Source organism: Bacillus sp. 22-7, assembly GCF_010628845.1.
Taxonomy (GTDB): Bacteria; Bacillota; Bacilli; order Bacillales; family Cytobacillaceae; genus Cytobacillus; species Cytobacillus firmus_B.
This window is the reverse complement of the sequence record NZ_NJQY01000017.1, coordinates 15,681-30,431: the sequence shown is the minus strand read 5'-3', so window position 1 is coordinate 30,431 and position 14,751 is coordinate 15,681. Positions and strand designations below refer to the sequence as shown.

12 protein-coding genes are annotated in these 14,751 nt (G+C 41.0%); all 12 read left to right on the top strand.

The genetic code is table 11. The features are described from left to right. Nucleotides 1-51: 51 nt before the first annotated feature. Nucleotides 52-2,697: a valine--tRNA ligase gene (locus CE058_RS14820; RefSeq protein ID WP_163143676.1), complete on the top strand. Its 2,646-nt coding sequence runs from the start codon at nt 52-54 to the stop codon at nt 2,695-2,697. A gap of 71 nt (nt 2,698-2,768) precedes the next feature. Continuing rightward, nucleotides 2,769-4,082, top strand: coding sequence for a bifunctional folylpolyglutamate synthase/dihydrofolate synthase (locus tag CE058_RS14815; RefSeq protein WP_163143674.1), 1,314 nt, complete (start codon nt 2,769-2,771; stop codon nt 4,080-4,082). A 149-nt stretch (nt 4,083-4,231) separates the two neighbouring features. After that, entirely contained in the window at nt 4,232-5,881 is a 1,650-nt protein-coding gene (locus tag CE058_RS14810) for a sensor domain-containing diguanylate cyclase (protein ID WP_163143672.1), read from the top strand. Between the two features lie 291 nt (nt 5,882-6,172). Next, a complete protein-coding gene (locus CE058_RS14805; protein WP_163143670.1) occupies nt 6,173-6,925 on the top strand; it encodes a prepilin peptidase in 753 nt (250 codons plus the stop codon). 368 nt (nt 6,926-7,293) lie between these two features. Then, nucleotides 7,294-8,376, top strand: a complete 1,083-nt coding sequence (locus CE058_RS14800) for a hypothetical protein (RefSeq protein WP_163143669.1) — start codon at nt 7,294-7,296, stop codon at nt 8,374-8,376. A 223-nt stretch (nt 8,377-8,599) separates the two neighbouring features. Next, on the top strand, nt 8,600-9,172 hold the full coding sequence (locus CE058_RS14795) for a Maf family protein (RefSeq protein ID WP_163143667.1): 573 nt from the start codon (nt 8,600-8,602) through the stop codon (nt 9,170-9,172). Between the two features lie 51 nt (nt 9,173-9,223). Further along, nucleotides 9,224-9,913, top strand: a complete 690-nt coding sequence (radC, locus tag CE058_RS14790) for a RadC family protein (protein ID WP_163143665.1) — start codon at nt 9,224-9,226, stop codon at nt 9,911-9,913. A 161-nt stretch (nt 9,914-10,074) separates the two neighbouring features. Then, nucleotides 10,075-11,097: a rod shape-determining protein gene (locus CE058_RS14785; RefSeq protein WP_035331317.1), complete on the top strand. Its 1,023-nt coding sequence runs from the start codon at nt 10,075-10,077 to the stop codon at nt 11,095-11,097. Nucleotides 11,098-11,273: 176 nt separating this feature from the next. Continuing rightward, nucleotides 11,274-12,158, top strand: coding sequence for a rod shape-determining protein MreC (gene mreC, locus CE058_RS14780; RefSeq protein ID WP_163143663.1), 885 nt, complete (start codon nt 11,274-11,276; stop codon nt 12,156-12,158). Further along, nucleotides 12,155-12,670, top strand: coding sequence for a rod shape-determining protein MreD (mreD, locus tag CE058_RS14775; RefSeq protein ID WP_163143661.1), 516 nt, complete (start codon nt 12,155-12,157; stop codon nt 12,668-12,670). Before mreC ends, mreD begins: the two co-directional genes overlap by 4 nt. Before the next feature lie 545 nt (nt 12,671-13,215). After that, nucleotides 13,216-13,893 carry a septum site-determining protein MinC gene (gene minC / locus CE058_RS14770; RefSeq protein ID WP_048010999.1) on the top strand — a complete coding sequence of 226 codons (678 nt, stop codon included), beginning with the start codon at nt 13,216-13,218 and terminating at the stop codon, nt 13,891-13,893. Nucleotide 13,894: 1 nt separating this feature from the next. Then, nucleotides 13,895-14,698, top strand: a complete 804-nt coding sequence (gene minD, locus CE058_RS14765) for a septum site-determining protein MinD (RefSeq protein ID WP_048010998.1) — start codon at nt 13,895-13,897, stop codon at nt 14,696-14,698. Nucleotides 14,699-14,751 lie beyond the last annotated feature (53 nt).

Genomic DNA, 14,751 nt, shown 5'->3' with positions numbered 1-14,751 from the left:
AGTGGAGTTTTTTTATTTTTGCTGATTGCTTTTAGAAAGGAAGTATGACATATGGATAACAATGAATTAACAATGCCGACGAAATATGATCCGCTGGCGATTGAAAAAGGAAGATATGACTGGTGGCTGGAAGGGAAGTTCTTTGAGGCAAAAGATGACGAAACGAAGCAGCCGTATACAATTGTAATCCCGCCTCCAAACGTTACAGGAAAACTTCATCTCGGCCATGCATGGGATACGACGCTGCAGGACATCCTCACCCGAATGAAGCGTATGCAGGGTTACGATGTTTTATGGCTTCCTGGAATGGACCATGCAGGTATCGCCACGCAGGCAAAGGTTGAAGAAAAGCTTCGCAATGATGGAAAAAGCCGCTATGATCTAGGCCGTGAAAAATTTGTGGAAGAAACATGGAAATGGAAAGAGGAATATGCCAGCCATATCCGCCAGCAATGGTCAAAGCTTGGATTAGGGCTTGATTACAGCCGTGAACGCTTCACCCTTGATGAAGGCTTATCAAAAGCTGTTAGAGAGGTTTTCGTTTCCCTTTATAATAAAGGCCTGATTTACCGCGGCGAGTACATCATCAACTGGGATCCGTCTACGAAAACAGCCCTTTCTGATATCGAAGTTATATATAAAGATGTTCAAGGTGCTTTCTACCATATGAGATATCCACTGACAGACGGTTCTGGACATATCGAAATTGCCACTACGCGCCCTGAAACGATGCTTGGCGATACAGCTGTAGCAGTACACCCGGAAGATGAACGTTATAAGCATTTAATCGGCAAGACGGTTAAACTGCCGATCACAGGACGGGAAATTCCGATTGTTGCAGATGATTATGTGGAAATGGATTTCGGGTCAGGTGCAGTAAAAATTACACCGGCTCATGACCCAAATGATTTCGAAATCGGAAACCGCCACAATCTTGAAAGAATCCTTGTAATGAATGAAGACGGCTCGATGAACACGAGAGCCGGTAAATACCAGGATATGGACCGCTTTGAATGCCGCAAGCAGATTGTAAAGGATCTTCAGGAAGAAGGAGTTCTTTTCAAAATTGAAGAGCATATGCATTCTGTGGGCCATTCAGAGCGCAGCGGTGCAGTAGTCGAACCATACCTTTCAACACAATGGTTTGTAAAAATGCAGCCTCTTGCAGATGAAGCCATCGCACTTCAAAATAAAGAGGAAAAAGTGAACTTTGTTCCGGAGCGATTTGAAAAAACGTATCTGCGCTGGATGGAAAATATCCGCGACTGGTGCATTTCACGCCAGCTTTGGTGGGGACACCGCATCCCGGCCTGGTATCACAAGGAGACCGGTGAGGTTTACGTAGGTCATGAAGCTCCAAAAGATAGTGAAAACTGGGAACAGGATAAAGATGTATTAGATACATGGTTCAGTTCTGCATTATGGCCGTTTTCAACGATGGGCTGGCCGGATACTGACTCTGCTGACTTTAAGAGATACTATCCAACAGCAGCTCTTGTTACAGGCTATGACATCATTTTCTTCTGGGTATCACGAATGATTTTCCAGGGTCTCGAATTTACAGGAGAGCGTCCATTCCAGGATGTATTAATTCATGGACTTGTTCGTGACTCACAGGGACGCAAGATGAGTAAGTCCCTTGGAAATGGCGTTGATCCAATGGATGTAATCGACCAGTATGGTGCCGATTCACTCCGTTATTTCCTTTCTACAGGAAGCTCGCCGGGACAGGATCTTCGTTTCAGTATGGAAAAGGTAGAGGCAACCTGGAACTTTGCCAATAAAATCTGGAATGCATCCCGCTTTGCCTTAATGAATATGGATGGATTAAAATTCGAAGAAATTGATTTAAGCGGTGAAAAGTCTGTTGCTGATAAGTGGATATTAACCCGTTTGAATGAAACAATCGAGACTGTTACAAGATTGTCTGACCGCTATGAGTTTGGAGAAGTTGGCCGAGTGCTTTACAACTTCATCTGGGATGATTTCTGCGATTGGTATATTGAAATGGCGAAGCTTCCGCTTTATGGAGAAGATGAAGCTGCCAAGAAAATGACGCGCTCCATCCTGGCATATGTTCTGGATAACACAATGCGCCTGCTTCATCCATTCATGCCATTCATAACGGAGGAAATTTGGCAGAACCTTCCTCATTCAGGTGAATCTATCACAGTTGCTCAGTGGCCAGCTGTAAACGATGAATACACAGACAATCAGGCTGCAAATGAAATGAAGCTGCTTGTTGAAATCATCCGTTCTGTCCGCAACAGCCGTGCTGAAGTGAACACGCCAATGAGCAAGAAAATTAAAATGATGGTTAGGGCTAAAGACCAGGAATTTCTTACTACACTGGAAAATAACAGTGCCTATATTGAACGCTTCTGTAATCCTGAGGAACTGGTGCTGGCTTTAGAGGTTGAAACACCTGATAAGGCGATGACAGCAGTTGTGACTGGTGCAGAAATTATCCTGCCTCTTGAGGGCTTGATTAATATCGAAGAAGAAGTGGCCAGACTGCAGAAAGAATGGGATAAATTAAATAAAGAAGTAGAACGGGTTCAAAAGAAACTTTCAAATGAAGGCTTTATTAAAAAAGCGCCTGAAAAGGTAATTGAAGAAGAGAAAGCAAAAGAACAAGACTACAGCGAGAAGAGAGCAGCTGTAGAAGCCCGCATTAGAGAGTTAAAAGGAGAATAATTAAAAGTTGCGGAAGGCGGGTCCATATTAAGGATTCGTCTTCCTTCCTGTTATAACGGAGGTGCATATAGATGTTTACTGCTTATGAGGAAGCTCTTGGATGGATTCATTCAAGGCTGAGGCTGGGGATGAAGCCTGGTCTGCAGAGAATGGAATGGATGATGGAAAAACTGGGGCATCCGGAGAGAAGAATTAAGTCTGTTCATATTGGCGGAACGAATGGGAAAGGCTCAACAGTTACATTTTTAAGATCTATTCTTCAAGAGGCGGGTTATTCGGTCGGGACCTTTACATCGCCATATTTTGAGAATTTTAATGAACGCATTTCTCTTAACGGAACTCCAATAGGGGATGACGATCTAGTTCAGCTTGCCAATGATATATATCCGCTGGCTGTTGAATTGGAACAGACTGAACTTGGCGGCCCAACTGAGTTTGAAATCATTACCGCCATGGCTTTTCAATATTTTGGTCATATAAGACCAGTGGATCTTGTATTGTTTGAAGTGGGGCTTGGGGGCAGATATGACTCCACTAATATCATCTATCCCGTGTTATCAATCATTACAAGCATCGGGCTCGATCATACAGCCATACTTGGGGATACATATGAGAAAATCGCTTTTGAAAAAGCGGGAATCATTAAACCTGGGATCAGTGTTATTACAGCTGTTAAACAGGAAGAAGCCCTCGCTGTTATTCAAGATAAAGCTTTAGGCTTAAAGTCCCCGATTTATCAGCTGGGAAATGAATTTACTATTTCGGATCATAAATCCCTGGTCAAGGGTGAGCTTTTCTCCCTTGAGACAGTATTTCAGGAGTTCCGTGATCTTGAGACAGGGATGAGCGGGAAACACCAGACTGAAAATGCATCCTTGGCTGTAATGGCAGCAGAGCTATTAAATAAGTTTTATTCGTTCTTAATAGAGGAGAAACACATAAGAGCCGGATTGAAAACAGCCTTCTGGCCCGGCAGATTTGAAATTGTGTCTCATGACCCGCTGGTGGTAATAGATGGGGCACATAATGAAGAAGGGATATCTGCTTTAACTGCTGAGCTGGAGAAGCGTTTTGGAGATCGAAGCAAAAAGATTATATTTGCTGCGCTGGCTGATAAAAAGCTTGATAAAATGATCAATAAGCTTGACTCTGCTGCAGACTCCATCACCTTTACAGAATTTCACTTTCCGAGAGCAGCATCAGCTGAAGATTTATATAATCTCAGTGACAACAGCAGGAAACAATTTCACACAGATTGGAAAGAGCTATTGAAGACTGAAGTGTGCGAATCAGGAAAAAACAGCGTCCTTGTCATAACCGGATCCCTTTACTTCCTATCAGAAGTGAAGCCAGTTCTTTTGAAACTTTTGGAAAACAAACAATGAAAATATGACAAAAGTTAGAAAATTTGATAAAATATTTTTATTATCAGACTATTTTCCTGAATAAATTGGAGGAGGGGGAAAAGATAGTTAGTTCACGAGCCAAGAAAAAAATATGGTTATTATGGATACTGCTAATTCCCGCAGGTTCCATGCTAACCTATCATTTTTACCCTCCCGATCTTTCAGGACAGGGAATCAGTTTATTTGCCTTTTTTATTTTAATGTTTCTCGTTTCTTCCATGCCGATGGTTGTCAATAATACACCAATCTTTTTAATTCAATGGGTTTCCATGGCAGTATTCTTAACCTTTGGTCTTCTTGCTGAAATGGTTATGGTTCAGGTCGGTGTCCTGGTACTTCTTATCAGACTTAAAGTACAAAAAGACCAGTTGTTTCGTCTGCCGCTTAACTCACTTTTATTCTTTACGGTCTCTTTATTGAGCGGGCTGGCTTACTTTGCAATGGGAGGCAAAACAGGCATAGATTTGATTGCTGAACCCCGGTATTTCTGGGTTGCGGCCGCCTATCCGGTTATTCATTTTACACTAAATCAGATATTAATCAGTGTAATTCAGGCTGCCTTGTACGGCAGGAGAATATCCTTTCTGGAAAAAGACCTGATTTGGGAAACGGTCACTTCACTCATAACATTCCCGATTGGCCTTATCCTTTACATTCTCTATGCTGAAGTGGGGATTCTTGCACTCCTGATTGTAGGTGTGCCATTTGTAAGTCTTTCAATCATACTTCATCTTTATTACTCAAGTGAGAAGGTGATTGATTACCTTCAAAAAGCCTCAGAAATTAGTCATAAAATGGCCGAGCATCTTGATGTTAATGAGGTTATGGAGCTTTTCATTTTGAAATTGAGCGAAATGGTTCCTGTTGATTATGCCTATATCCTTGATATCAAAGACAATGATGAACTTCACTCCATTTACCGGAAAGAGCATGAACTAATTAAGCCAAATGATCTTATGCCAACAAATAAAAATGAGGGAATCAGCGGATTGGTTTTGGAAACCGGAAAATCCGTCCTTTTTCATTCGAAAAATAAATGGAAAAGCATTGCTAAGGAGTTTTTGCCTGAAGATGCTGAGAGCATCATTTGTGTTCCCATAGTCCGAAGTAATGAAATATTGGGGATTCTGCTGCTTTCATCCACGAAAAAGAGGGCATATGAAAAGTCGCAGCTCATGATTGTCGATATATTATGTTCGCATTTTGCAATAGCGATTGAGAATGCCAGGCACTATGAAGAAGCAAAAGCCAAAAGCGAGCGCTGTGCGCTAACGAAACTATATAATTACCGCTATATAGAAGCGAAACTAAATGAAGAGTTCAGCAGATTGCATAACGGTTCAAGGGATCTCCTCTCTCTCATCATACTCGATATCGATCATTTTAAAAAAGTGAACGATACGTATGGGCATCAGAGCGGAAATGAAATCCTCTGCGAGTTGGCTGATCGGCTGACAAATTTGATTGATACGGCTGGAATTGCTGCCCGATATGGCGGCGAGGAATTTATTGTCTTAATGCCTGATACCAGCAAGGAAGATGCAATAGGCTGGGCCGAGCTTATCAGACAGACCATTGCCAATCGACCATTTATACTCAAACAGACCATCGATGGAAGAAGCAGCAGCACAAAAGTATATATTACCGCTTCTATTGGGGTAGCTGCTGCACCAGAAGATGCCGATGATTCACTGGCCCTCATACGCCATGCTGACAGAGCTTTATATGTTGGTGCTAAGCAGGCTGGGAGGAATAGGGTTGCGGAATATGTGAAGTAAAATCCTTTTGCCTGTCAAAAGGATTTTTTTGGCAGAAGTAAACCTTTTTAGCAATTCAATATATGGTTCTTACAGGTGTATTGGTCTAATATTAGTGATATACATCATTGAAGTTTATAAAGATTACACATATACTGTCAAGTATATTCAGATTCCGTTGATCATTTTTTGATTTTTTACAAATTTTAGAGGAGGAAACAAGCTGCGGGCATATAACAATATTGAGAACCTCTATAAATAGGACACTGAGGAAATCAGCTTTCTTGTGCCTACGCCGTTGCGTTAATATTTATGCTAAATCTCTTGATAATATTTTTTTTATTTGGTTCTATACTAGGTTCCTTCTACAATGTAGTTGGCATAAGAGTTCCTGAAAATCAATCAATAGTGAAGCCGAGGTCACATTGTAAACACTGTAAGCATACTTTATCATATTTAGAGCTTATCCCAATTTTTTCTTATGTATTTCTAGGTGGAAAATGCAGGCGCTGTAAGGAATCAGTTTCAGCCTTATATCCGGCTGTTGAGCTTTTAACAGGTACTTTGTTTGCTGCTGCTCCATTAATTTTGGGGTGGACTTCAGAGTTGATTGTTGCCTGGACACTAGTTTCTCTTATGGTCATTATATTTGTATCTGACTATAAATATATGATCATTCCAAATAAAATTCTCTTTTTGTTTGGAGTGATCCTAACAGCAGAACGGATTCTAATTCCCCTTTCTCCATGGTGGGATAGTTTAGTTGGTGGGGTACTTGGTTTTTTACTACTTTTATTTATAGCTGTAATCAGTAAAGGCGGCATGGGCGGAGGTGATATAAAGCTATACTCAGTTATTGGTATTGCTTTAGGTGTGAAGCTTGTTTTGGTTTCGTTTTTTCTAGCAACTTTGCTTGGAGCATTTCTAGGTGGGATAGGCATGCTTTTAGGAGTTGTGAAAAAGGGAAAACCAATTCCATTCGGTCCTTTTATTGGTATGGGAACCCTGATTGCTTACTTTTATGGCAATGAATTGATAGAATGGTACTTTCACTCAGTCTTATAGAGATACTCAGAATTGTAAAGAAGTTAATGAGTAAAAGATCTATGATTTTATTTCAAGATTTATATTATTTTGATATAAAATCAAATGCGGAAATGATAGACTCTCTGTTTACAATAATTTAGAGAAAATTCATAACCCGCTGTTTGTTTTAGATAAGAAAAGTGGAGCTGATGCTATTCTGATGGTAATTAAGGAATCCACAAAAAATAAATTAGATCCTGATATAATTTCAGTAACTAACTGAACAACCAAATGAAAAATTTGACGAAATCCTTCCGTAACAAGACGACAAAAGTCTTGTTATTTTTTTTTTTCATTATGTTAGGATGGAAACAATTCAGGAAACGGTGCGGAAGGGAGGATGAGATGTGGACAAGCCTAAAAGCGAAAAAACAATCACGATAAAGATTAATGGCAAGGACCGTCCGTTTCAGGAGAAAAAGGAAGAAATGAAGGAAAAATCATGGGATCCGAGACAGCTGGATAGACAGAAAAAGCAGGATCAAACTGAATTTTTCGCTTCCATACAAACAGCGGCCGGCAAAGAGGCGGATGACAGCTTTGACTGGATTCTGCCTGAGGAAACGGAAGATGAGGATATAAAGGAATATAAAATAGCAGCTCCTCCTAAATCACCAGCTAAAAATGGTCTGAGTACACTGGCCAGGAAATTCCGGGGAAGAAATAAGCAAGGATTCTTAACATCCATTTTTCTCGCTGTCTTTTTTGCGGTCCTTCTTGGGACAAGCTTCGGATTCATCATGCTGAAGCTGGTATTCACAGATCAGGCAGCAGAAACTGTGGTGGCGCCTCCAATCAATGAAAAACCGGCAGCAGCCAGTCAGCAGACTCCTGCAGGATCAGCGGGTTTAGAAACGATTGCAACATATGTAGTTCAAGGGGGCGTTTTTTCAAACAGCGAAGCAGCACAGCAAATCAAGGATGCCAACTCTCAAAAAGGGGTTTATAGCCAATCCATAACAATGGGAGAGCAGACTTTTCTTTTCTTAGGGGTATCAGGCAGCCTTGATGAGGCGAAGGAAATAGGAGCTGATCTTAAAAGCAAGGGAATTGATGTATTTGCTAAAGAAGTAACCTTTGAAGGCAAAGGAATTGAAGGAGTAAATGCCGAAGAGAAAAAACTGGCTGAAATTGCTCCCGCTTTATATCAAAGCCTGTCAGAAGGTGCAGCCAGTGCCACTCTTGGCAGCTCCATAACTCCTGAAACAGCTGAAAAAATAGAAAGCCACAGAAAGACAGTGAATGAACTGGAAACAAATCAAATTCAAAATAAAAGCCTGATTTCGGTAAGAGAAGAACTATTGAATGCTTCTAAGCAACTGGAAACTTACCAGCAGTCAGGTGATGCTGCATCAGCCGGTAAAATTCAGGAGCATCTGCTTGGGTTTCTTGCCGCTTATCAGTCACTGCTTCAGTCAGGCGGGCAGTAAGGACCCGGCATATTGTGCCATAAGGTTATAAGATTCGAATATTTTCTGGGAAATATCACATATTAAGCGGAGTCTGTTCGGGAAATTTAGACAGACTCTTTCTTTTTGTCATTATTTGATATAAAAATACCGTGAATTTCTTCTTTAAAATTGTTTGTCTGGCAATTTTTTGATACGATTAACCTGTATCTCCCAATATGATACATAAAGGTAAGGTGATTACATGCAAAACCTCATTTTAGCCTCCTCTTCCCCGCGGCGAAAAGAACTTCTTGAAAATCTTCATTTGCAATTTGAAGTCTCCAGCAGTGATGTCGATGAAAGTTTTGATCCAGTGCTGACACCAGGAGAGATCGTGAAGGAGCTTGCCCATAGAAAGGCAAAGGCTGTATTTAATAAGCACCCTGATTCATATGTAATTGGATCAGATACCGTTGTTGTTAAGGACGGCGCTGTTTTAGGAAAGCCAGACAGCAGCAAGGAAGCCTTTACTATGCTGAAAAGTCTGTCTGGAACCACTCATTCCGTATACACAGGTGTATCTATCATGACGCCTGAAAAAAATGCCATTACATTTTATGAAAAAACTGATGTGGTGTTCTGGGAGTTAACAGATGAAGAAATTAACTCTTATATTGGCACCGGTGAACCGTTTGACAAGGCAGGGGCATATGGGATACAAGGCATTGGCAGCATGCTTGTAAAAAGTATAAGCGGAGATTATTTTTCTGTTGTCGGACTTCCTGTCTCCAAAACGGTTCGTGAACTGAGGAAAGCGGGATATTCGCTACCTTAATATACTTCATTCATCTTCAGCTCCCTGAGCCCAGAGTTTAGGGAGGACAATATGCAAACAGATTCTCTTTTAATTAAAGATTTTCCTCAGGATGAGCGCCCTCGTGAGCGCTTTGCCCAAAATGGTCCAGAGAGCTTGTCCAATCACGAACTGATAGCAATATTACTCAGAACAGGCACGAAAGATGAATCAGTTCTGCAATTAGCGAATAGGCTTCTTACCCATTTTGAAGGACTTCGGCTGTTAAAGGATGCATCCCTGGATGAAATAACGGCCATTAAAGGAATAGGATCGGCAAAGGCAATTCAGGTGCTGGCAGCAGTTGAAATTGGCCGGAGAATTTCAAAGCTCACATATGATGACAGATATATTATTCGTTCGCCTGAGGATGGGGCAAATTATGTCATGCATGAAATGCGATTTTTGTCTCAGGAGCATTTTGTATGCCTTTATTTAAATACAAAAAATCAGGTGCTTCATAAGCAGACTATTTTTATTGGGAGCCTGAACGCTTCAATCGTTCATCCCAGAGAGGTCTTTAAGGAGGCATTTCGCAGGTCGGCTGCGTCCATCATCTGCATTCATAATCATCCGAGCGGCGATCCGACTCCAAGCAGGGAAGACATTGAAGTAACCAAAAGACTTGCAGAGTCCGGAAAAATAATCGGCATCGATGTGCTGGACCATCTGATCATCGGTGAAAATAAATTTGTCAGTTTAAAGGAAAAAGGGTATTTATAACACTATGTTTTTGTTTGACGTTAAGATATAATATTGGTTATGATTTTTGAGATGCCTTGCCTTTTTGGAGGCGGATTGTACTAGAAAAATAAAAGAAAATTCCATTAAAAAACCTTACTTAGGAAAATGAGCAATTTGTATCAGAAAGGGAGATACCATTTATGTTTGGAATCGGTACTAGAGACCTTGGAATAGATTTAGGAACAGCTAATACGCTTGTCTATGTTAAAGGAAAAGGAATTGTTGTCAGAGAGCCGTCAGTAGTGGCACTGCAGACAGATACTAAAAATATTGTAGCCGTAGGTAATGACGCTAAAAATATGATCGGCCGTACTCCCGGCAATATTGTTGCGCTGCGTCCAATGAAGGATGGCGTTATTGCGGATTATGAGACCACTGCTGTCATGATGAAATATTATATTAAACAAGCCAATAAAAATAAGGGCTTCTTCTCAGGGAAGCCGTATGTAATGGTTTGTGTACCATCAGGTATTACAGCCGTTGAAGAGCGCGCTGTTGTGGATGCAACCCGCCAGGCAGGCGCCCGTGATGCTTATACCATCGAAGAGCCATTCGCCGCAGCAATCGGAGCTAATCTGCCTGTTTGGGAACCTACAGGAAGCATGGTAGTTGATATTGGTGGGGGAACTACTGAAGTAGCGATCATTTCCCTGGGCGGAATTGTTACAAGCCAATCGATCCGCATTGCCGGTGATGAAATGGATGATGCGATTATCAATTATATCCGCAAAAATTACAACCTGATGATTGGTGATCGTACAGCAGAAACAATAAAAGTGGAGGTAGGCTCTGCCGGAGATCCGGAAGGCGTCGAAAACATGGAAATTCGCGGACGCGATCTGTTGACAGGCTTGCCTAAAACAATTGAAATTACTGCAGAAGAAATTTCCAAAGCATTGAATGATACAGTATATGCGATTGTGGATGCAGTAAAAAATACTCTTGAAAAAACTCCTCCTGAACTGGCAGCAGATATTATGGACCGGGGTATTGTCCTGACTGGCGGAGGAGCGCTTCTTCGCAATTTGGACAAGGTGATCAGTGAAGAAACCAAAATGCCTGTCCTTATTGCAGAAAATCCATTGGACTGTGTTGCTATTGGAACCGGAAAAGCTCTTGACCATATCGATTTATTCAAAACAAAAGCTAAAGAATCCAGATAATAGAGTTCTGAATAAGTAAAATAATAAAGCCCATTCACTTCTTTAAAGTGTATGGGCTCAAATTTGGTTTTTTATTGAGATTCAAATGATATCTTTGCAGATATATGTTATATTTTGTTGAGCAGTGCCTAAATGGCACAGGATTCCCTAGAAAAATACTATTCGAGGTGTAAAGGATGCCACAGTTCTTTCTGAACAAACGCCTGATTATTTTGCTTGTCAGCATTATTATTCTCGTGGCATTGATTGGATTTTCTTTAAAGGATAGAGAAAATTTGACCTGGCCTGAACAATTTTTAAAAGATACTACCGGGTTTATACAAAATGCTGTTTCCAGCCCTGTGAATTATGTGGCGGGATTCTTTGAAAATGTCGAAGACTTGCAAAATACATACAAAGAAAATAAAGATCTGAAAAAAAGGCTGGATGAACTTGCAAGACTTGAGTCTGAGGTTCAGAGGCTGAAAAAAGATAATACGGAACTTCGAGAAATTTTGGATAAGAAGGATTCTTTAAGTGAATTTGAACCAAAGCAGGCAACAGTAATAGGAAGAAATCCCGACAGATGGCATGAGCTGCTAATTATCAATAAGGGGAAAAATGCCGGAATTGAACCGAATATGGCGGTCATTACTTCAAAAGGCCTGATTGGCAAAGTAAAAAGCAGCAATACATTTACTTCAACCGTCCAGCTTCTTAGTTCAATGGATCCGACCAATCGCATCTCAGCTAAGATTCAGGCAGGCGAGAATAACTTTTTCGGTCTGATTGAAGGCTATGATGATGATAAAGGTCTTCTTTTGCTTAAGAAGATTCCTTATGATGCGAAGGTTGAAAAGGATCAAAACGTTATTACATCAGGTCTGGGCGGTGTTTTCCCTGAGAGCCTTCCGATTGGGAAGGTTGTAGATGTTGTTCCAGATGAATTTGGTCTGACTCAAACCGCATATGTTAAGCCAGGAGCAGACTTCTATGATATCGGACATGTAATGGTCGTTAAAAGAGGGGCATCCCAGCCTGAACTAATGGAAATGGTTGATGAGAAGGAGGAGGAACTGTGAGAAGATTCCTTCTTCCTCTCATTCTCCTGGCCTTTTTTATTGGTGAAAGCATATTTGTTCAAGTAACTCCGCATGATTTATTAGGCAGCGGAAAAATAGCAGTTCCCCGTTTTCTGATGGCTGCATTGCTTTTTTTGACTATTTTTGGCTCAAAAAAGCACGGAATTCTTTACGGCCTATTATTCGGGCTGCTTTTTGATATTGTGTATGTTGAAATTATCGGCATTTATTTGTTTCTATTTCCGGTCATTGCTTTTATTACAACCAAACTAATGAGAATTCTTCAGACGAATATAGCGATGGCTTCTATAATTGTTCTTTTGGGCATCACCCTTCTTGAGGCCGGTGTTTACCAGATGAACTTACTAATTCACCATACAGATATGGAATTTGCAGTCTTTCTTTCATCCCGTCTCCTGCCTACTCTGATATTGAATGCCATTTTTATTATATTAGCTGTCTACCCATTTAAAAGACTTTCTGAAAAATTTGCAGACAGCTTAAACGAATAATTGTTGAAGTGATATAATTTCACAATGCAGAGAAAGAAACCGGATTACTCCGGTTTCTTTTAAATGAATCATTTTCAGTAGGCTGTTTTTGTAAAGTTTGTGCTTTTTCATAACTTAGTTTATTGCTAAGTTGATTATCGCTGTGGGCACTTGATCCTCGAAAATGCTGACGCATTTCCTTCGTGCGGTGTTCAATCGAGGAAGCTTATTCAATGTCCTGCGGGAGGAGAGGGAAGTGTGAGACCCCGCAGGCGAAGCCGAGGAGGCTCGCATGCCTCCCCGCGGGTTCGCTGCGTGCTGGAGCGGAAATCAACGGGCAGAATTCACAAACTAAAACAAAAATCTTTGAAAAAAGAGCCTTTCAGTAAAAAAGGGATTTAGAAGGTTTCTGTCGAATTCTACCTTTATGGGCAAATAAGGATAAGGAAAATCGACATATTTTTTATGGAATTTCCCAAACTGGCTATGTTTATAGTAATAGCCTGTTTAAAAATAGAGTGCATCAGCACGAATGTGTTTCTTATCATTGAGGTGAACATCTTGTAATGAAAAAAAACCAAAACGTTACAATAAAAGGCACGAAAGATGGACTGACTTTGCATCTTGATGATTCCTGCTCTTATGGAGAGCTGAAGAAAGAGCTTGATAGAAAGCTTTCAGAAAACTCCAGATCTGTTGAAGACCGGCTTCTTTCCGTTAGGGTACAAGTCGGCAACCGTTATCTCACAGAAGAGCAGCAGGAAGAATTAAAGGAGTTAATCAGGCAAAAGAAGAACCTGATCGTCGAGTCTATAAGCTCCAATGTCATTACCAAAGAAGAAGCTGAAAAACAGAAGGAAGAAAACGAAATTGTATCTGTTGCGAAGGTAATTCGTTCGGGGCAGGTTCTCGAAACTCCTGGAGATTTGCTTCTTATCGGAGACGTAAATCCAGGAGGCACTGTTATGGCAGGAGGAAACATCTTTGTTATGGGTGCTCTAAAAGGCATAGCCCATGCCGGTTGCCATGGAAATAATGAAGCCGTGGTGGTAGCTTCGCTTATGAAGCCGTCCCAGTTAAGAATCAGCAATTGTATTAACCGTGCCCCTGACAATGATCAGGAGGAAGAAAAACGGGAAATGGAATGTGCTTATATTGATGAAAATGATCAAATTACAGTAGATAGATTACAAGTTTTGATGCATCTAAGACCTAATATAACTAGATTGCAAGGGGGAAGCTAGGATGGGAGAAGCGATTGTCATTACGTCCGGAAAAGGCGGAGTCGGGAAAACGACTACTTCCGCAAATGTAGGTACTGCTCTGGCCCTTCAGGGAAAAAGAGTATGCCTGGTGGATACAGACATTGGCCTTCGAAATCTTGATGTGGTAATGGGGCTTGAAAACCGCATTATTTATGATCTGGTCGATGTAGTGGAAGGCCGGTGCAAAATACATCAGGCTGTGGTTAAAGACAAACGGTTTGAAGATCTGCTGTATTTGCTTCCTGCTGCTCAAACAAGTGATAAGACGGCTGTTACACCCGAACAGATGAAAAAGCTGGTCGATGAATTAAAGCAGGATTATGACTATATTGTCATAGACTGCCCTGCCGGAATTGAACAGGGGTACAAAAATGCAGTTGCCGGTGCAGATAAAGCAATTGTTGTAACCACTCCGGAAGTTTCAGCTGTACGTGATGCCGACCGGATTATCGGCTTGCTTGAAAAAGAAGAAAATGTAGAGGCTCCTAAACTGATAATAAATAGAATTAGAAGCCATATGATGAAAAATGGCGACATGCTTGATGTTGATGAAATAACTGCGCATTTGTCGATTGATTTAATCGGAATTGTGGCAGATGATGATGAAGTAATCAAGGCATCGAATCATGGTGAGCCTATTGCTTTAAACCCTAACAGCAAAGCTTCGGTTTCCTACCGAAATATCGCCCGCAGAATCCTTGGCGAAGCTGTACCCCTTCAGCCTCTTGAAGAAGAGAATAAAGGTGTATTTTCAAAACTGAAAAAGTTTTTTGGAGTAAAATAATAATATCTATTGAACCAAAGCCGGGGAGCCATCTCCGGTTTATTTTTTTATTC